The sequence below is a fragment of the Acutalibacter sp. 1XD8-36 genome (assembly GCF_009917525.1).
GTDB lineage: Bacteria > Bacillota > Clostridia > Oscillospirales > Acutalibacteraceae > Acutalibacter.
Window position 1 is genome coordinate 140,440 of record NZ_QZDU01000006.1, and the last position, 18,513, is coordinate 158,952.

The following is an 18,513-nucleotide window of genomic DNA, read 5'->3' on the forward strand; positions in this document are numbered from 1 at the left end:
TTCGTACCGCGCAAGAGAGCTGCAAGGGAAACTTTGCGGCTCTTTTCCATAAAGGCCGGAGATGGGGAACGAGTTTGTCTTTTGCACGACAAAAACGTAGAAGGAGGAGTCATTGTGAGAGGTTCAGAGTCCAGGCTGATAGAATATATGGAAGGGGCTAAAAAGCGCTTTGTCATCCCGGTCTACCAGCGGAACTATAACTGGAAAACGGAAAACTGCAAACAGCTTTTTGACGATCTGCTGAAAATAATCCGGAATGGGAGAAAAAGCCACTTCTTTGGAAGCATCGTGTCGGTCTTTAACCCGGATGGCCGCTATACCGAGTTTCTTGTGATCGATGGACAGCAGCGGCTTACTACCGTGTCCCTCCTGCTCCTTGCCATATACAACTTAACAAAGGAAGGCGTGATCATTCCGGCCACACCCTCTTTGACCCAAGAAATCTATGAGGGGTACCTTGTGGACAAGTTCCAGCCGGAGGAGACGCGCATCAAGCTCAAGCCTGTCAAGAATGACCAGCGCGCGCTGGGAAAGCTGTTTGAGGACAAAAAGGAGCACATAAAGGATTCCAACCTGACAGCAAACTACAGCTATTTCTATGACCGCATCCAGAAACAGGAGATTACCATCGATGAGCTTTTTGACGCAATTTGCAGGCTGGAGGTCATTGATATCCGGCTGAACAACGAGGATAACCCCCAGCTCATTTTTGAAAGCCTCAACTCTACTGGCCTTGATTTAAGCGAGGGCGACAAGATTCGCAACTTTGTCCTGATGGGTCTACCTTCAAAGGAACAGGAAGTCTATTATGAAAAGTATTGGAACCGCATTGAGGAGTGCACAGGCTATGATGCCAGCTCTTTCATTCGAGACTATCTCAGCTTAAAGCAGCAGTCCATTCCCTCACAGAAGCGCGTCTATGTGAATTTCAAAGAGTATGTGGAGCTGGGTAAAATGGAAACAGAACCTTTACTCAGAGAGCTCCTCGGGTATGCCCAGCGGTATCAGGTCTTGCTGAAAGGCGGCACCGCAAGCAAGGCTTTGAATGCTTGCATCATCCGTCTGAATCGTTTGGAAACAACGGTCACCCGGCCGTTTTTCTTGGAAGTCCTGCGTCTGCACGATGAGGGTACTCTGAGTATTTCAGAAGTCACGGAGATTTTTCTGATTGCCGAAAATTACCTGTTCCGCCGGAACATCTGCGATTTGCCCACCAACGCCCTGAACAAGATTTTCCTTATGCTGCACCGGGAGATCACCCGCTATGACGGCACGGAAAAGGATTATGTGGATAAATTCAAATACGCGCTTCTCTCAAAAAAGGAAAGGGCGCGTTTCCCGGATGACGAAGAATTCGGCGCAAGCTTTACGGAGCGCCAGGTCTACCAGATGACCAACAAAAACAAGGTTTACATTCTGGAGCGCCTGGAAAACTATGGCACGCTGGAAGACAAGGACATTTATGCCCACTGCGACGATGGAACGTATTCCATCGAACACATCATGCCCCAGCATCTCACACCCGCGTGGATCAGGGAGCTTGGCGAGGACTATGAACAGATACACGAGCAGTGGCTGCATAGAATCGCCAACTTGACGCTGACCGCCTATAACTCTGCCTACAGCAACAGCTCCTTCCTTGAAAAGAAGAGCATGAAGAATGGTTTTGATGACAGCGGCCTTCGGATGAATACATATATCAGCAAAAAAGAGAAATGGACCCTGACAGAGTTAGAGGACCGCAGTCAGTATCTGCGCGGGCGGGCCATTGAGATCTGGGCGGCGCCTGTTACCACTTTCAAGCCGCAGGAAAAGCAAATGGACACCTATACTTTGGATGATGACGAGAATTTGAGCGGCCGGACGATTATCCGGTTCCGCTACAAAAACGCCGAACAGCCGGTGACCAGTTGGGTGGAGATGTTCCAGAAGGTGTTTCAGATCTTGTATGCAGAGGACAAGTCCGTCATAACACGGCTGGCAGTATCCTACGATGAAAACATCGGCTACCACTTTTCCATAGGCCCCCATGAACTGCTTAAATCGGTGGAGATCGGCGATGGGATTTATGTGTTGACAAATACAAGCACACAAAGCAAGCTTTCTGTCCTGAACCGTGTATTCAAGTTATATGACGCCGACCCTTCAGACCTTGTGTTCTATCTCCGGGATGAAAGCGAGGCCCTGGAGGATGAGAATGGCCCGCGTTATGCTCTGAGGAGGCAGTATTGGGCATACGCGCTGCCGATTATTAAAGAGGCCCACGGAGAAAACGGCCCTTTCAGCAATGTCAATCCGTCCAGTATGAACTGGGTAAATGGGTTCTTTGGTGTTAATGGTTTTAATTTGTGCTGTGTTGCGAACTATGACTCTGCCCGGGTGGAGGTTTATCTTGGTCACGCAGACCGGGACGTTAACAAACAGACATTTGACGCGCTGATAAAACACAAGGGAGAGATTGAGTCCGCGCTTGGGATAGCCCTCCAATGGAGCCGTGGCGACGATATCAAGTCGTCAAAAGTGTACTATATGCTGAACAATGTAAGTATAGAGCATGAGGTGGATTGGCTGCAGATGGCTCGCTTTCACGCGGAATGGAGCAAGAAATTCTATGATGTTATCGTGCCGTACCTATTGCGCACCTGAAGTTAAGAAGTCATACACAGAAACTCTGCTATCAGTTCCCTATATTTTTCCACTCCTGGTTTCCTCAACATCTCCGGCGAGGCACAGTAAGCAATAAACTCTGCTTTCCCACAGTACCGCATCCCGCCCACACTGACGCTGCTGATTACCCCCTTCCGCATCCAATCCCCCACCCTTTGGGGCGCACAGCCAATCAATTCAGCGGCCAGCTTTGTGGGCAGGGCGTCAGGATAGTCGGCCCACTTCATCGTCAAAAAATCTTGAAATGCCGCGCAATTCTCTGGCGTAGGCTCAATCAATTTCTTCCTCGGCTTGTAGATATCAGAATTAAATTGCCCGTATAGCTCCGACAGAAATTCCGCCTCAGTATCCATTCTGCGCTTAAACTCCTTCGCATCGCTTGCCTTTATCAGGAATCGATGCGTCTTTTTCCCGGTATCAATGCACGGAATATAATCGTTCTCCAGCAAATACTTCAACTTTCGCTTTGAGATATGCAGGTAACGGTACAACTCGTCTGCGCTGAGATACTTCGCCATCTTTACCCCTCGCTCTTATTATCAAAAATACCCGTGATAATATCTGCGCTGGCCTGTTTGCTGGCCTTGTCCAGATGGGCGTAAATGTTAGCCGTAGTGCTGATGTCACTATGCCCAAGGAAGTTGGAAACATTGATAAGTGGTACATCGTGGCTAATGAGTATACTAGCCATTGTGTGTCGAAGGTCGTGATAGCGAATTTTGCGCAGCCCATACTTCTTGATGATATCACTAAAATGCTGTGTTACATACGATGGCCGAATCAGTCTGCCAAGCTGGTCGACGCACACAAAATCCATGTACCTTATATCGTAACTTTTTTCGAACATCTTGCGGTAGACTTCCTGCTTTTCCCTCTCTGTTTCGAGCATTTCCCGAACCGGAGCCGGTAACGGTAATGTCCTTCTGCTGGATTTGTTTTTCATTTCTTCCACAGGCTCCACAATCTTTTCACCGTTACGCTCGTACTCAACGATTTTTGTATCCAACAGCACCGTGTTCTGCTCCCAATCAATTCTCGACCATCGCACGCCGAGAGCCTCACTTCGGCGCAAGCCAAGCCCTCCTGCCAGTAGGATTGCGGGATAGATTGGGTCGGAGCGAGTAAGTTCCAACAGCGCTTTCAGCTCGTCCTCGGAGTAATTCTCGCCGTGAAATTTATTCTTCTTGGGCCTGTCCACCCGGTCGAAAGGATTGGCGTCGATCAGACCATCTTTGAACGCCTGACTGAACGCTCGCCGCATTATGGCATGGTAATGGATAACCGTGTTGGCAGTCACGCCGTCAGCGAAGAGGGAATCGTAAAAGTCCTCGATATCTTTTGGCTGCAAATTACCAACCGTCAGCTTTGTTTTAGGCTCAAAGTACCGCCGGATTTTTCCATAAATCATGCCGTGATAGCTCTCATAAGTGTTGATTTGAATACTCGATTTAGCCCTGTTCAAGTAAGCACAGAGATAATCAAAAACCGAGAGACCGGCTGCAGGGTTTCCCCTGCGCACCAGGCTCTCAGCGTACTCAATCTCAAATTTGCTTACCACTTCCCGATAAGCTTTTTGCACCTTTGATTTCCCTGTCCCCTCCGGCAGGCCAAGCGCCCGCCAGACCGGCTTTGTTTTGCCGTCCTCCTTGACTTGGATCACAGCGTAGAGACGCCCTTTCTTTGATTGTACGCTGGCCGCAAATGAATTTTTATCTGTCATGCTGACCTCTCCTTTCCGCCGACTTCTCCGGCACCACACACACTACCACAAGACCTGCCGGAAGTCCATACCGCACCCGCAGAGTTTTCAGAACAGACACATTTCGGGTTCGGACCCCCTTTATCCTTATTGCGCAAATAGGATATGAGAACGCTTTTGGAAACGCGGTTCTCTCGCCCAACTTTCACTGCCGGAATTTCACCTTGCCTAATCAATTTGTAGACGGTCTTGGTGCATACGCGCAAAATTTCAGCCACCTCAGAGGCGGTCAACGCCTCCGGGTAGCTGGACAGAGCTTTTTTGTATTCCATTTTTGTCATTCACAAACCTCCATACTCATTTGAATTTGTGGTCAAACTCATCATCATTTTCTTCAGCAATTACAGAAATTGCACCCGCCGCAAGGCCGAGTAAGGCCCCCAGCGCCTCGCCATTCTCCTGAGCCTCAATGCGTTTGCGGCGCTCCTCGGGGTCTTCATTATCGTCACTCAGAGCAGCCAGCGTATACATAGCAGAGCGGACAGCGCTGCCCCCAGCGCCGAGGACAGTATCGACACCACGATGATGAGCGCCCAGGTTTTCCAGCTCCGTCGTTTCGCTGCCTTGGCGATAGCCGTTTCCAACTGCGAGCCCTTTGCCAAGGAATCGTTCAAACTCTTTTCGAGACTCTTCCCAGCCTGTTGTGCGAGGTTCTCCATCTGCGCTGTTGAAGTCTTTATCTGTTTCACGAGCTGGTTGGAAATCATCTGCTCCTCGGCAATCTGCTGTTTCGCTAGCGAATACAGCTTCGGCTGGAAATTCACTGTGCTCTCCAGAAGATCCACCATCGTATCCCAATCTTTCTCCTGGATAGGCACCATTACCGGCATACTCGGGCCATTCATATTCTTTATAGCGCTTGCGTTTTTTGCGACTAACTCGTCCATAGTGGGCCTCTCTGTATTGTAACTCATAAGCTAAATTCTCCTTCAAAAATTTGTCATCGTGCAATTTTACATCTCTGCATTTCATCTTATTTGGGCAGGTGAACGTGATATATTTGCGCTCGTCCGTCCAACGCACTTGGTAGCCATACCGCTCCATCTCAAAGATGAAGTCCTGCTTGCTGCCACTGCGGTTCATGGCGGCGCAGATATCGGCCATCAGTTTGAACTTCCAACTCTCGCCTTTCAGAGCGGCGCGGTACTCCCTCGTGGACATTTTCGTACCAGATTTCTCATAGGGCGGGAGCACCGACAACCCATGCACCGCGCATATTTCGTCATTGAGAGCCCGCAACTCAATCAGAGTATTCGGGCTTTGCCGCAGCTTTTTACCGTTCTCAAAGCCAACGGAGTTGATAACGAAGTGTGAGTGCAGGTGGTCGGCGTCGCAATGCGTTGCCACCAAAATCTCATGACCTGGCCATGCCCGCTCCGCAAACTCTCTGGCGACGGCGTGAACCTCCTGCGGAGTAATGTTTTCGTCGGGTGAGAACGACTGGACGTAGTGATAAAAGTTGATGCCGTTTGTCTTGCGATACGCTTGTTTCGTCGTCAGAAATTCTATAAAAGAGTTTTCACCATCGCAAGAAATGCCACTGACCATGCGCTGGCCGGTGGCATTGTCCGCTACTTTCTTCTCCTGTAGGCAGTAAGAAATCACACTTTTCATGGCGCTGAGCGACTGCCTGCTCTCGGGAATGAATTTTATTGTTGCCATCATCGACCTCCCGCTATGCGAAGGAGATGCTCGAAAATCATTCGTTGACCCTGAATGACCTCTGAGAAATCAGCCGAGTGAAACGCTCCCGCATTGATTTTCATGGTGATTTGATTGATGTTGTTGCCGATCCTTTTTAGCTCGATCAGCAGCGGTTTGACGTCCTCGGCAACGTGAATTTCCGTGCGCAACGATGTTGCAACAAGAAAATCTGTAATGCTGAGTTGAGCTTTCTTTGCTTTCTTCTGAATCATCTCTTTTTCTGCTTTGGTCAAGCGAATCGTCAGTGTTTCCGCTCGCTTTCTGGTGTTTTGCATACCTTTCTCCTTTCTGAAGTGGGTCCGGGCTACTGCCCGGTTCTTAACGTGCGGGGCGGACAGCCACGCGCTCTGCTTGCCCCAGCGGGAGGCCCTTACGAGCCTCCCCTGCCGGGAAATCCGGCCTCCGCGCCTTGCCGCAAAACTGGGCCACAAATGCCCCAAAACGGCCTTCTCGTGGCTTGGTATAGAACTATCTGGATACCGCCGCAAAACGCCCACACGAGCCTGCTGTGGCCTCACAGGGGCGCAAGTGCCGAAAGCAGCGGCTCATGCCGGACGGACGTTTTCCTTAGAAAATCCAGGGGTTTCAGCACTATCAGGGTCGCAAGGGACGGTAAATTCGGCACTGCTCAATGTTGCGTCACTTGCGGCACTTCCGTCACTATCGGGTGGGGCAGAAGAAAAAGAAACGGTAACCAGCCTCTGCCCATTGCTTCGATGGCTGCGAAAGAAAACACCCTTTTCCTCTAAAATATAGCGCCAACGGTTCATCATCTGCTTGAGGGACTTGGGTGCAATCTCCTTTCCGACCAGCTTACTGACCGCACCGGCAAGCTGCGTATTGTTGCCGCTAAATGTCTGTATCGAACGTACAAACTCAGTGAGTGCCGTCAGTTCCTCTGGCATTTCTATTGAACGATTTTCCAAGCTGTCCTGCACCAATTCCCATGAGCAATCGGATTTTGAGAAACGTAAGTCTAGCTTTCGGGTTTCAATGTCTCGACCGGTGCAGACCAAAGTTGCCGCGCCCTCACTGCGCTGGCCCCGGTCAAGAATGAAGATGGCGTCCATCGCGCCGCTAATTCCAGTGGTGCCAGAGAGTTTATTGAGCGGGTCGCTGGCGCCTTGCTTACGCAAATGGTGAACGAGCAGGATGGAGAGCTGCAATTCGTCTGCCAGCTTTTTCAGCTCGCGCACTTCGGCATAGTCGGAGGCGTATGAGATATCCTGACCGCCGGAGCGCACGATTTGGAAGGTGTCGATGGCTACCAGCGCGGTATCAGGGTGTTCGTGGATGAACTCTCTGATCTGTTCGCACAAACCTTGTCCTAACTTCTCAGCGGCCGTAGCAAAAAATGCGTTTGGAGGAGCCTCATCTGTAAGCTGTAGCAATCGGTCTTGCACCCGGCGGAGCGGGTCTTCCAGGCAGAGGTAGAGGGTCGAGCCTTGCTTGACTGGTAGGTTCCACACCGGTTCACCCTTTGCAATCCTCACACACCAGTCCAGCACCATCCAGGATTTGCCGTTCTTGGGTGCGCCGCCTAGCATGGATATCCCTTGAGGCAGGAGCGTATCAATGCAGAATTTGCCCGGCTGAAACCTCATGTCCTGTAGGGTTTCGCCGTCAATGACGGCAAGTCTTTCGATGGGTTTTGGCATACACACATCAGTCCTTTCGGTAAAATAGAAACGCTCCCAGCTTGAAAAAGTGGGAGCAGTATTCATGTTGTAAATCGGAAAGGATCCTGGTATAATTTTGGCGGGAGGTGAACGGTATGCCGCAGGTCAGGTATAAAATCTATACGTTGTCTGCCAGCGCTCTCATGTCCTACGCGCAGGAAGATGCGGAGAGCGGCTATGCCTTTGCGTTGAACGCAAAAGCAACGGAGAAATGCAAAGTGTTGACCGCCCTCCACGAGCAGCAGGACTGTGCGCTGTTCTTTCAAGCTTTGTGTATTCTGCATGGGGATAGCTACCAGTTACCGATGGAGAACACTCTGATTAGTGACCTGTCGGACGTGATCTGCTACGTGGATTTCAGCAATATCTTCGACCGGAATGCCGCACAGAACCGTCATGCCGTCCGGCAGAAAAAGGCAGAGAGTATGTTCCGGCCTGAGGGCATTGTGCTGGATTTTGGCGCTGGCCCCTGTCGGTATCTGGCATTCGAGCGCTCCAACAGCATGAGCCGCAAGGCACAGCTTTCTTTTGTTCGGGAGGACATTTACGAGCCGCTACGCCGGAGAATCATGCTGGATATGAAAATTGGGTCGTGCCAGTTGAGCAAACTTTATGCCTACAATGGGCTGATGCTCTCCGGTGGAACTCGAATAGACGGTGTTGAAATTGACAGGCCCCACCGGGTGATTGTAATTGATAACCCCGAGGTAACTGTCCATGATGTACCGGTCATTACGGTTGAGGACGATGGGAGCGCAGGTAACATCCGCAAGTATCATCGGGTAGAGCGGAGAGAGGAGATCCCAGTAACTCTATTTGACGGCGAGGGCTTGATTTCAAAGCAGTACGCAGAAATCATTGATAAGGTTTACTGCGGTAAGCATATCCACACGTCGTTTCAGATACGCTTACCATATGTAAAAGGTATGCTCCATCAGGTTGACTTCAAGGATTTTTTGACCAGCGGGGGCTGTGACACCATTACAGACCTATGGGGCGTTCAGCACAAAGTGCGTGATGTGGATATCATTTTGACAAAGTCCATGTTCAAGGGATATGGCTGGCTGACGGAAAATAAAATGAATTGGAATGACTACTGGAGGGCGTTTTCTAAGTACCGATATGCGCTTTACATAACGCAGACCAGCAAAGAAAAACCGGAGGAGCTTACTACTCTGAATTACCAATTCTTGAACACGGTTTCCATAACTGCCGAAGAGTTTCGGCCACATGATCTGCCGTTAGGATGGAAGGATTCACCGGCAAAGGACGAGCGTTGCTGGCTCACAAAAGAAACTGAACTGGTCTATTATAGCTACTGCGCGGATGAGAAATTTCGCAAACAGTACTTTCTATCAGCCCTGGAGCGCAGGTGGTTTTCTAAGAAAAGCAAGGCGTACTACATGGCAAAAATCGTGAAGAAGAACTCGCTATTCATCAATGAGCCTGTCTACACCAAAGAGCTGGACGCGAAGGCAGAGCAAATTTTGAAACAGTATGCAGTCGGACAACTTATCGTCGCAGGTGACAACCGGTTTTTGTCTGGCGATTTGCTCGAGTTCCTTACCTTGTTGCTCCCAAAACAGGTGCCAAAAGATAGAGCAAAACGAACATTCTTTGCAGCGGCAATAGGCAACCAATTTGCGAACAATTTTTATTACGCACCCAAAACTGCTTATGAACATAGCAAAGAATGTACCCTGCTTCGTAATCCCCACATTGCCCGCAATGAGGAAATCCAGTTAAGCTGTTATGTCAAAGTGGAGCAGATGCGCAAACATTATTTAGGCCATCTTACTGATGTGGTGATGGTGGATTCCCACACTCTGGCGGCAGAGCGTTTAGGTGGGGCTGATTTCGATGGAGATATGATAAAGACGATTGCAGACCCGATTTTGAATGCTTGTGTGAAGCGTAATTATCAGGAGTATGCCACCGACTTGACCAGGCAAACCAGCGGGAATATACCTCTTTTGAAAATACCCGCCGCCGAGCCGCAAATCCGTGACGCTAACGACTGGTATGCCCGGTTTGAAACGGTACGCAACACCTTTTCATCTCGCGTGGGGCAGATATCAAATGCCGCGCTGGATAGAAGTGTGATCGCTTACAATGAAAATTCTGACTCAGATTTACGCCAGCGCTGCAGGGAAGAAACGGAGATTCTGGCTATTCTAACTGGCCTTGAAATCGACTCAGCCAAGAGCGGTGTCAAGCCTGACTTGTCGGAGTATCTGAACAAGAAAGTCGTGAACCGAAGTCTGTTCTTACAATACAAAAAGCTGTTGGATTCGGCAGAAGTTCGCGGCAAATGGTATGAGCCTACCTTCGAGCAAAAGCACAAGGCGTTCTTTGAGAAGGCGGACTGGAGCAAGGTAGACTCCAACTTGGAGCGGTTGCCGTATTTGGCGTATCAGCTAAAGAAGAATACGCCAAGGGTAAAGCCCAAGCCTGCAAAGGATAGTGAGCTTTTTACTTTCGCACAGGAGCTTGACTGGAAAGACAGGCTTGACCCGCAAATTCTTTCTTCTGTGTCGGCACTTTTGAGTGACTACGAGGCTTGCCTATCCCGCATACACGCTTGCCGAGTGCCGGTTCAGAATAAGCAGAGAAAGAATGATATCGAGAGAATTTTGTTCAGCCGTGGACAGGAAGATATCTTTGATCCGGACGAATTGTACGCAGCTTTCCAGGATATTTCTGCGGAGCGGGTTACGGAAATCCGTGCGGCCATTGTAGAGAGCAAATGGCATTTTATGGACAGTGAGTCACGATTTGATTTTCTGGAAAGCCATCTACCGTAACTTGATAATTATCATGAGCTGTTTGCGGATTTCAGGCATAGCGGCTATCGCATTTTTGGCGATTTGATTTGCGATATCGATGATGAGAACCAGGCTACAGACATAAAGAAATACTTGCGAGATACTGATTCAGTAGCTTTTCAGCATATGATGAACGCGTATCTCGAGCTACCTTTGCGGCATGATTACAGGGAAGTTGTCGCCTCAAAATGCAGGGAACTGTTGGATAGAGTTGTGCGTCCAAAGGTGGCGGTGCAGTATGTAGTTGCGCTGGGTAAGCGAGATTTGCTATGGGATTTGCTCATAGACCATATCGAAGAAAATGTTCTCAAGGAGGAGAACCATGCTGAATGAGCTGGCTGAATTTCGGGCGTACACTGAGCCGCCAATTTACAAAGCAGATAGTAAGCGCGATACAACTTATATGGGACGTTTCACAATGGACATGATCCTGGATTTTAACGGCCTGGCCCGGGTGCTGACAGTGCTTGCCCGGGGATATCTGTTTGCAGATGCGGACGAGAATCCCGGAGATAAAATCGACTATGCTCGTCGTGCACTCTGCGCATGGTGTAGTGTCCCGGACAAAAAGAAAGCCAGCCCTAAAGAGGACTGGAAGTTCAAAAGCGATTTCAGAGAATTGCATGGGGAGTTTCCCGAGTTGATGGACAAAAATGGCATGGGGTGGTTTTGCCGTCATGTTCACAATATCGCGCAATTTATGAAGAACAATCCCAATGCAGTGAGTAAGACAGCGTATGGCAAAGCGGATATCATAGATAAAGAATTCGATGCGGCCTGGCGAAGGAAGGTTGTACAGTTTCAAGTGCCGATTTTCTCGCACGGCACGAACGGTGCGTGGGTTTTGAGGTTTGATGATGTGCTGGCCGATGCTCTGGAACTGTGGCCGCTGCGAAACAACAGCGTTAATTTGCCGAACGATATTCTCGATCGAATTGAAGCACTCCGGCCTGAGAAGGTACCGGCTGAAGTTATCCGCACTTTAGTGGAGTATTACATAGCGAATAAGCCAGAGGATTCTGAATGGGTCTTGTTGCCGGTCACGAATTTCGACGCATATTTTGGCAGTGCCATGTTCAGTAGAAAGTGGCTGCCAGCTATTCCTGAGAGTATTATCATGCGGAAAAAGGAACGGTTGGGAGTTGCAAGATTTCGAGCGAGTCAATCTATTTTGTAAATAATATATTCTGAGGTAATAATGGGTCAGCCTTGGGTCGGGTGATCATATTATACCCCTTGAGGTCCTCGCCAATCAAAGCGAACAGGGAAGGTACTACTGTGAAAGTCATCTTAGTTTATTGGAGCGGCACCGGCAACACCGAGGCCATGGCCCAGGTCGTTGCTGAGGGCGTGCAGGCCCAGGGCGGCGAGGTCGCGCTGTTCACCGCTGGAGAGTTTGACGTTGACATGGCAGGCTTCTTTAACGCCATCGCTTTCGGCTGTCCATCCATGGGCTCAGAGGAGTTGGAAGAGAGCGAATTCGCGCCCATGTTCGCCGCCCGTGAGCCGGAACTGAAGGACAAACCCATCGCCCTGTTCGGCTCCTATGGCTGGGGGGATGGGGAGTGGATGTGCACCTGGGCCGATACCTGCAAATCTAACGGCGCTATATTGGCCTGTGAGCCGGTCATCTGCAACGAAGCGCCAGACGAAGACGCCCTGGCCCAGTGCAAAGCGCTGGGCGGAGCACTGGTCTTAGCAGGGAAATAAGGGAGTAAATATAGATGGAGCCGGCCTTGAATCCGTTCACGCGGCAGGCCGGTTCCGCCTTTGATGGGTGCGTTTTGCAAGCCCAGAATGTCCGATGTTCAAAACCTACAAATCAAACTTATGGTTTACCGTGCTATCTATCGTGTTTCTACAAAGTTTCAAATTCATTGCGGCCTGCATTGACAATACCTACATCTGATGATATAATTTCGCTTGGATTAGTCATCGCTAACTCGATGTCATGTGTTAATAGAGGTTCAATGCAGATTGCATCGTAAGGTTAGTTTCTGCTAATCAAATCGTATCTAAAGGAGACGTCCACCATGAGAAAACTTATCCCCATTCTTCTGACCGTACTGATTCTCTGCTCCGCCATCCTCACTGGATGCGGCTCCACTCCAGAAACAAACTCCAGTGAGCCAGCCTCTACAGCTTCTTCCGAGGGGCAGTCCGAAAGCGTCGCATACCCCATCACGGTTTCACACATCTATGGCGAGACCGTGATTGAGTCCAAGCCTCAGCGTGTTGTCAGCATCGCATGGGAAAACTCCGCCGCGCCGCTGGCCCTGGGCGTGACCCCGGTAGGTGTGTCAGAAGCCAACTACGGTCTTGTCACCGAGCACAAAATCCATCCCTGGACAGACGAGGCTTTCCAGTCCTTGGGCGTAGACAGCCCCCATGTTTTCAACGACACAGACGGCTTTGATTTTGAGGCCATCAGCGATGCCGAGCCTGATTTGATCTTAGCTGTGAACTCAGGCATGACCCAAGAGGAATATGACACCTTAAGCGAGATTGCCCCCACTGTGGCCTACCCGGAAAAACCTTGGCAAGTTAGTTGGCGTGATTCTGCCCTCATTGCCTCCAAGACCATTGGCATGGAAGAAGAAGGGAAAAAGCTGGTAGAGGACACGGAAAAGCTGATTGCGGAGAAAGCGGCCGAATATCCGGCCCTGGCGGGTAAAAAAGCCATCTTCTGCTGGATCAGTCCTGATGACCTGAACACCTTCTCTATCTACCTTCCCGGTGATTCCCGGGCCGACTACTTGAACGATTTCGGCTTGGACTTGCCGGACAGCATCCGTAAGTTAGCCCAAACTACCAGCGATTTCTACATAAATGTCAGTCGAGAAAACGCAGACCAGCTCAGCGATGTGGAAATGATCGTAGTCTACGGCAATGCCGCCAACCTGGAAACAATCCAGGCCGACGCCTTAATGAACCAGATCCCCGCAATCAAAAACGGCGCGGTGGCCTTCATTGACGACGCCTCCGCTCTTGCGGGCGGGGCCTCTCCCAGTGTGTTGTCCATCCCATACAATATCGATACCTATCTGAAACTGCTGAACGATGCAGCTGAGGCAGTGAAATGATCAGGAGGCGCACATTATGCCTGCTGTGCCTGCTGGTTTTCCTGATTCTGTGCGCTGTGGCCTCCGTATCATATGGAGCCAAACCCGTCAGCCTCCACAGTATATTTGCGGCGTTGGGGCTGGGCAGCGGCCCGGAGTTTGAGGTCAGCGTGGTACAGGCCCGCATCCCCCGCACACTTTTCGGGGTGATCGCCGGGGCGGCCCTGGGCGTCTCCGGCGCACTGATGCAGGCCCTTACCCGCAACCCTATTGCTGACCCCAGTATTTTAGGTATTAACACCGGGGCCTCTCTATTTGTGGTCAGCGGCATGGCGTTTTTCCACATCAGCAGCAACAGTCAATACATCTGGTTGGCCTTTGCCGGGGCCGCGCTGACCGCCGTTGCTGTCTACGGGCTGGCATCCTTAGGCCATGGCGGGGCTACGCCCATTAAACTTGCCTTAGCCGGGGCGGCGGCAAGCACGGCACTTCAGTCCCTGGTGAATACGATAATGCTGCCTGACACCCAGGTGATGGATCGCTTCCGTTTCTGGCAAACGGGCAGCATTGGCGGGGTGACTTGGGAAGACATTGCCGCCCAGTGGCCCTACCTGGCCGTGGGGTTCATAGCCAGCCTGCTACTGGCCCCGGCGCTGAACACCCTGGCCCTGGGGGACGAGGTCGCCACAGGCCTGGGCCTGAATGTGGCTCTGGTGCGGGGTACAAGCGCTTTGGCCGGTGTGCTGTTGTGTGCGTCCGTCACGGCGCTGGCAGGGCCTATCGGCTTTGTTGGGCTGATGGTGCCCCACTTTATGCGGCTGCTCCTTGGGCCGGATATGCGCTGGGTAATGCCTATGTCAGCCTTGGGCGGCGGAGGCCTGCTGCTGGCCGCCGATGTGCTGGGCCGTGTGCTGGGCGGTGCCGGGGAGGTTGAAGTGGGCATTATTACGGCCCTGCTGGGCGCGCCGGTGTTCATCTTCATTGTGAGAAAGGTCAAGGTGCGTGCCCTATGAATAATCAGCAGACCCCTATCTTTTTGGGTTTTCAAAAAAGACGCAGGCGCTATATTGCTGTGTGCGCGGCGCTGGCTGTGCTGGCGGCGGGGCTGGTCTGCTTCGGCATGGTTTTCGGTCAGACCTTCTACAGCCCCCAGACCATCTTCCGCGTCCTGAACGGTGAATCGGTCAAGGGCGCGACTTTCACCATCAAGACCCTGCGCCTGCCCCGGGTGCTTACGGGACTGCTGGCTGGGCTGTGCTTTGGCATGGCAGGCAACACCTTCCAGAAGCTGCTACGAAATCCCCTGGCCAGCCCGGATATCATCGGCGTAACCTCCGGGGCCAGCGTAGCGGCGGTGTTCGCCATTTTGGTATTGGGCTGGAGCGGTGCGCTGGTGTCTGTTTCCGCCGTGGTTTCTGGCATCGTGGTGGCAGGAGCAATCTGGTTCTTTTCCCAGGGTGCGGGTTTCTCCAACGGACGGTTGATTTTAGTGGGCATCGGGATGCAGGCGTTCCTCAACGCGGTCATCTCTTGGACCCTGCTGAAAGCCTCGGAGTACGATGTACCCAGCGCCATGCGGTGGCTCAGCGGGAGCCTGAATGGGGTCAAAATGGAAAATGTGCCCCTGCTCATCGGGGTGCTGGCCATTGCTGGCGGCGGGATCTTGCTACTGAACCAACATCTTTCCGTAATGCAGATGGGCGAGGAATACGCCCAAACCCTGGGCGCACGTCCCAGCCGGACACGCCTGCTGCTCATCCTGTGCGCCCTGTGCCTGACAGCCTTTGCCACAGCTTCCACAGGGCCCATCGCCTCAGTGGCGTTCTTATCTGGGCCTATTGCTGACCGCCTTACCGGCGGAGGGAAGGGCAACATGGTTTCTTCCGCCCTTGTGGGCGCGGTGCTGGTGCTTGCCGCCGACCTCTGCGGACAATATGCCTTCCCCGCCCGCTATCCGGTGGGCGTGATAACCGGCATACTCGGCGCGCCCTATCTGCTGTTTTTACTGCTGCGCATGAACAAAAAAGGAGGAAATTAGCGATGGAACAGCACATATTATCGGCTGAAAACCTTCAGCTCGGCTATGATGGACGGGTGATTGTGGATAGCATGGAAGCGGTCATACCGGATGGGAAAATCAGCATTATCATCGGGGCCAACGGATGCGGGAAATCCACTCTGCTGAAGTCCTTTGCCCGGCTTTTGCGGCCCATGTCTGGAGTGGTCACCCTGGACAGACGGCCCATTGGCAGCTATCAACCGAAAAAATTGGCACAGATTTTGGGCCTGCTGCCCCAGTCCCCGGTGGTACCGGAGGCCATAAAAGTTGCGGACCTGGTGGCAAGGGGGCGGTTCCCATACCGAAAGCTTTTGCAAAACGCCACAAAGGAGGATATGCGGGCCGTACAGGATGCCCTGGAGATCATGGGTATTGCGGAATTGTGCGACCGCAGTGTAGATGAGCTTTCCGGGGGCCAGCGCCAGCGGGTATGGATCGCCCTGGCTCTGGCCCAGCAGACAGACATTCTTCTGCTGGATGAACCCACCACCTATCTGGATATCGCCTATCAGGTGGAAATTCTCGACAGCCTTGCCGAACTGAATCAAAGTAAGGGCACTACAATCGTCATGGTACTCCACGATATCAATCTCTCTGCCCGCTACGCCGACTGGCTTTTTGCCATGCGCAAGGGGAAGTTGCTGGCCCAGGGAGAGCCTGCGGATATTCTCACCCCGGAGTTAATAAAAGAAGTCTACGGGCTGGACTGTGTGGTAATGGAAGATCCTGTCTCCTGTACGCCCTATGTTGTGCCAAAAGGCAGGTACCATATGAATACTGCCCTGGTGCGGGCCGGATAAGGTTCCAAAAGAAGATAAGACTGTACAAGCGAAAACGACTTGCTTGTACAGTCTCTTTTTATCCCTCCAACTCCGCCTTCCACTTTCGAAAGCTCTCCTCGCTGATGGCGTGCTCGATCTTGCAGGCATCCTCCTCAGCCAGCTTCTCATCCACCCCGGCGGCGATAAGCTGGCGGGTGAAAAACTGGTGCCGTTCATAAATCTGCTCTGCCACCTCCCGGCCCAGGCCGGTCAAGAGCAGGGAACCGTTTCCGTCAACCTCCAAGAACCCGCCCTTTTTCAGGAGCCCTACCGCGTTGCTAATGCTGGGTTTGCTAAAATTCATGTGTCGGTCCAGATCAACTGAGCGCACCGCGCCCATTTTACGTTGCAAAACCAAAATTGCCTCCAGATAGTCCTCGCCGGACGCGTATAATGCCATAATTGTCCTCCCTTTAGGTGCGTACCTTGGTATGGTCGCGGAACAGATGATAATAGATTGTAAAAGCCAGTGATGTGACCGCCCAGGAAACCGGGTAGACTGCCAAGATTGCCAGCAGTTGGTGATTGTGCGGCACAAGCCATATCCACAGGACACGGGTAGCGCAGGTGCCAAGCAGAGTGATCACCATGGGCCGCAGACTCTCGCCCTGGCCCCGGATCGCCCCGGCAAAGACCTCGCCGAACACATACAAAAAGCAGAGCGGGGCCATCAGCCTCATAAGCCTGCCGGTGACGCCGGCAATGGGCGCATCCGCCGAGTTGAGGATAAGACGGCCCAGCGGTTCGCTCCATAAAAACAGGATAGCGCTGATAAAAATGATAATGGCAAGGATCATACCAAGACCGATCCGTACTCCTTTTCTGCAACGCTCCCCCTGGCCCGCGCCGTAATTTTGCGCCACAAAGGTGGCGATCGCCGCCGCGAAGGAGTCTGCTGCCAGCCATATGAGAAAATCCAGCTTGCCGCACAGGGCCCAGGCCACGATGTTATCCGTACCGGTCTGGTTCACCGCCGCCTGCACAGTCATGTTGGAGATGGGGTACAATACAGACTGTAAGGCCATAGGCAGGCCGATGGTGAATATCTTCCCCAGCACCGCTCTGTCAAAGCGGAGCCGCCCGGGGGACAGCCGGTAAGCCGCCTGCCGCCTTGTCAATACCATCAGTGCCAGTGCCGCGCTTAGCCCTTGGGCAAGGACTGTGGCCAGGGCCGCGCTGGGGGCGCTCATGCCCCATGCCGCCACGAACAGCAGGTCAAGGCCCACATTCGCCGCGCCGGAGACTGCCAAAATGCAGAACGGTGTCCGGGAATCCCCCACCGCCCGCAAAATTCCGGCGCAGATATTGTAGACCATGGATACGGCCAGCCCGGCAAAATAAATCTGTACATACCCCAGCGCCAAAGGATACACGTCGTTCGGTACGCTCATCAGGCGCAAGCCCAAAGGCGCTGCCGCCACGCATACCGTCGACAGCACCAGCCCTCCCGTCATTGAGAATGCCACCGCCGTGTGTACGGCTTTTGAGAGGGCGTCCTCCTCCTTGGCCCCGAAGCACTGGGAGATAATGATGGCTGCCCCCGCAGACAACCCGGTGAAGAAATTGACCGGCAGTTCGAGCAGATTATAGATGGAATCTATGGCGGCAAGGCCCGCTTTTCCCGCGAACTGCCCCAATATCACAGCGTCCACCGTGGCGTAGAGCTGCTGGAAAAGCCCGCCTGCCAGGACGGGCAGAAAATACAGCAGAAGCAATTTCCAGATAGAGCCGGTGGTGAAATCAATGGCGCTGGCCCTCTTTTTCATGTTGGCCTCCTTTTTGTTAGCTTATACTAACCTTTGGGCGTGAAAATTCAACGTGGAGCATGAAACCCATGGGAAAGGTGCGTATGACCCGGTAAAACAGCCGGATGATTGGCGTTTTGCGATAGCCGCCTTTCAGATAACTTTGACAGAGCAATTCTCCTTTGTGTTCCG

At 52.1% G+C, this 18,513-nt stretch carries 17 protein-coding genes; 9 read left to right on the forward strand and 8 right to left on the reverse strand.

Translation table 11 applies throughout. From position 1 onward, the window contains the following. Window positions 1–114 precede the first annotated feature (114 nt). The gene (locus D5270_RS11185) at window positions 115–2,646 is read left to right on the forward strand and encodes a DUF4268 domain-containing protein (RefSeq protein ID WP_166544172.1); all 2,532 of its coding nucleotides are present in this window, start codon (window positions 115–117) and stop codon (window positions 2,644–2,646) included. A 2-nt stretch (window positions 2,647–2,648) separates the two neighbouring features. On the opposite strand, the gene D5270_RS11190 is transcribed toward D5270_RS11185, so the two are convergent. From D5270_RS11190 to D5270_RS11215, 6 genes are all read right to left on the reverse strand, one after another. Further along, window positions 2,649–3,185 carry a hypothetical protein gene (locus D5270_RS11190; RefSeq protein ID WP_066538203.1) on the reverse strand — a complete coding sequence of 179 codons (537 nt, stop codon included), beginning with the start codon at window positions 3,183–3,185 and terminating at the stop codon, window positions 2,649–2,651. Window positions 3,186–3,187: 2 nt separating this feature from the next. Further along, entirely contained in the window at window positions 3,188–4,387 is a 1,200-nt protein-coding gene (locus D5270_RS11195) for a tyrosine-type recombinase/integrase (RefSeq protein ID WP_166544173.1), read from the reverse strand. Next, complete coding sequence (locus tag D5270_RS11200; RefSeq protein WP_166544174.1) at window positions 4,384–4,707, reverse strand: helix-turn-helix domain-containing protein; 324 nt, start codon at window positions 4,705–4,707, stop codon at window positions 4,384–4,386. The genes D5270_RS11195 and D5270_RS11200 overlap by 4 nt, the downstream gene beginning before the upstream one ends. Before the next feature lie 16 nt (window positions 4,708–4,723). Next, window positions 4,724–6,088, reverse strand: a complete 1,365-nt coding sequence (locus D5270_RS11205) for a relaxase/mobilization nuclease domain-containing protein (protein ID WP_166544175.1) — start codon at window positions 6,086–6,088, stop codon at window positions 4,724–4,726. Next, window positions 6,088–6,405 (reverse strand): plasmid mobilization protein, encoded by a 318-nt coding sequence (locus D5270_RS11210; RefSeq protein WP_166544176.1) that lies wholly within the window; start codon window positions 6,403–6,405, stop codon window positions 6,088–6,090. The genes D5270_RS11205 and D5270_RS11210 overlap by 1 nt, the downstream gene beginning before the upstream one ends. A 270-nt stretch (window positions 6,406–6,675) precedes the next feature. Then, on the reverse strand, window positions 6,676–7,788 hold the full coding sequence (locus D5270_RS11215; protein WP_166544177.1) for an AAA family ATPase: 1,113 nt from the start codon (window positions 7,786–7,788) through the stop codon (window positions 6,676–6,678). A gap of 116 nt (window positions 7,789–7,904) precedes the next feature. Here D5270_RS11215 and D5270_RS11220 point away from each other — a divergent pair, with 116 nt between their 5' ends. The 8 genes from D5270_RS11220 to D5270_RS11250 all read left to right on the forward strand — a co-directional run bounded on the left by D5270_RS11220 (window position 7,905) and on the right by D5270_RS11250 (window position 16,555). Beyond that, the gene (locus tag D5270_RS11220) at window positions 7,905–10,613 is read left to right on the forward strand and encodes an RNA dependent RNA polymerase (RefSeq protein WP_243150323.1); all 2,709 of its coding nucleotides are present in this window, start codon (window positions 7,905–7,907) and stop codon (window positions 10,611–10,613) included. 222 nt (window positions 10,614–10,835) lie between these two features. Further along, complete coding sequence (locus tag D5270_RS17050; protein ID WP_279286497.1) at window positions 10,836–10,967, forward strand: hypothetical protein; 132 nt, start codon at window positions 10,836–10,838, stop codon at window positions 10,965–10,967. Next, window positions 10,957–11,811, forward strand: coding sequence for a hypothetical protein (locus tag D5270_RS11225; RefSeq protein ID WP_166544178.1), 855 nt, complete (start codon window positions 10,957–10,959; stop codon window positions 11,809–11,811). Before D5270_RS17050 ends, D5270_RS11225 begins: the two co-directional genes overlap by 11 nt. Window positions 11,812–11,912: 101 nt before the next feature. Further along, window positions 11,913–12,344 carry a flavodoxin gene (locus tag D5270_RS11230; RefSeq protein WP_330587512.1) on the forward strand — a complete coding sequence of 144 codons (432 nt, stop codon included), beginning with the start codon at window positions 11,913–11,915 and terminating at the stop codon, window positions 12,342–12,344. A 323-nt stretch (window positions 12,345–12,667) separates the two neighbouring features. Next, entirely contained in the window at window positions 12,668–13,717 is a 1,050-nt protein-coding gene (locus D5270_RS11235) for an iron-siderophore ABC transporter substrate-binding protein (RefSeq protein WP_166544179.1), read from the forward strand. Beyond that, entirely contained in the window at window positions 13,714–14,709 is a 996-nt protein-coding gene (locus tag D5270_RS11240) for a FecCD family ABC transporter permease (protein ID WP_166544180.1), read from the forward strand. The genes D5270_RS11235 and D5270_RS11240 overlap by 4 nt, the downstream gene beginning before the upstream one ends. Next, window positions 14,706–15,734: a FecCD family ABC transporter permease gene (locus D5270_RS11245; RefSeq protein WP_166544181.1), complete on the forward strand. Its 1,029-nt coding sequence runs from the start codon at window positions 14,706–14,708 to the stop codon at window positions 15,732–15,734. Before D5270_RS11240 ends, D5270_RS11245 begins: the two co-directional genes overlap by 4 nt. A 2-nt stretch (window positions 15,735–15,736) precedes the next feature. Then, window positions 15,737–16,555: an ABC transporter ATP-binding protein gene (locus tag D5270_RS11250; protein WP_166544182.1), complete on the forward strand. Its 819-nt coding sequence runs from the start codon at window positions 15,737–15,739 to the stop codon at window positions 16,553–16,555. A gap of 58 nt (window positions 16,556–16,613) precedes the next feature. On the opposite strand, the gene D5270_RS11255 is transcribed toward D5270_RS11250, so the two are convergent. Both D5270_RS11255 and D5270_RS11260 read right to left on the reverse strand, forming a co-directional pair. Beyond that, entirely contained in the window at window positions 16,614–16,976 is a 363-nt protein-coding gene (locus tag D5270_RS11255; RefSeq protein WP_166544183.1) for a metal-dependent transcriptional regulator, read from the reverse strand. A gap of 13 nt (window positions 16,977–16,989) precedes the next feature. After that, window positions 16,990–18,342: an MATE family efflux transporter gene (locus D5270_RS11260; protein ID WP_166544184.1), complete on the reverse strand. Its 1,353-nt coding sequence runs from the start codon at window positions 18,340–18,342 to the stop codon at window positions 16,990–16,992. Between the last annotated feature and the right edge of the window lie 171 nt (window positions 18,343–18,513).

Coding starts and splice junctions, on each gene's coding strand:
- D5270_RS11190 (WP_066538203.1), bottom strand. CDS start 3,185: ATGGCGAAGTATCTCAGCGCAGACGAGTTGTACCGTTACCTGCATATC.
- D5270_RS11195 (WP_166544173.1), bottom strand. CDS start 4,387: ATGACAGATAAAAATTCATTTGCGGCCAGCGTACAATCAAAGAAAGGG.
- D5270_RS11200 (WP_166544174.1), bottom strand. CDS start 4,707: ATGACAAAAATGGAATACAAAAAAGCTCTGTCCAGCTACCCGGAGGCG.
- D5270_RS11205 (WP_166544175.1), bottom strand. CDS start 6,088: ATGGCAACAATAAAATTCATTCCCGAGAGCAGGCAGTCGCTCAGCGCC.
- D5270_RS11210 (WP_166544176.1), bottom strand. CDS start 6,405: ATGCAAAACACCAGAAAGCGAGCGGAAACACTGACGATTCGCTTGACC.
- D5270_RS11215 (WP_166544177.1), bottom strand. CDS start 7,788: ATGCCAAAACCCATCGAAAGACTTGCCGTCATTGACGGCGAAACCCTA.
- D5270_RS11220 (WP_243150323.1), top strand. CDS start 7,905: ATGCCGCAGGTCAGGTATAAAATCTATACGTTGTCTGCCAGCGCTCTC.
- D5270_RS11225 (WP_166544178.1), top strand. CDS start 10,957: ATGCTGAATGAGCTGGCTGAATTTCGGGCGTACACTGAGCCGCCAATT.
- D5270_RS11235 (WP_166544179.1), top strand. CDS start 12,668: ATGAGAAAACTTATCCCCATTCTTCTGACCGTACTGATTCTCTGCTCC.
- D5270_RS11240 (WP_166544180.1), top strand. CDS start 13,714: ATGATCAGGAGGCGCACATTATGCCTGCTGTGCCTGCTGGTTTTCCTG.
- D5270_RS11245 (WP_166544181.1), top strand. CDS start 14,706: ATGAATAATCAGCAGACCCCTATCTTTTTGGGTTTTCAAAAAAGACGC.
- D5270_RS11250 (WP_166544182.1), top strand. CDS start 15,737: ATGGAACAGCACATATTATCGGCTGAAAACCTTCAGCTCGGCTATGAT.
- D5270_RS11255 (WP_166544183.1), bottom strand. CDS start 16,976: ATGGCATTATACGCGTCCGGCGAGGACTATCTGGAGGCAATTTTGGTT.
- D5270_RS11260 (WP_166544184.1), bottom strand. CDS start 18,342: ATGAAAAAGAGGGCCAGCGCCATTGATTTCACCACCGGCTCTATCTGG.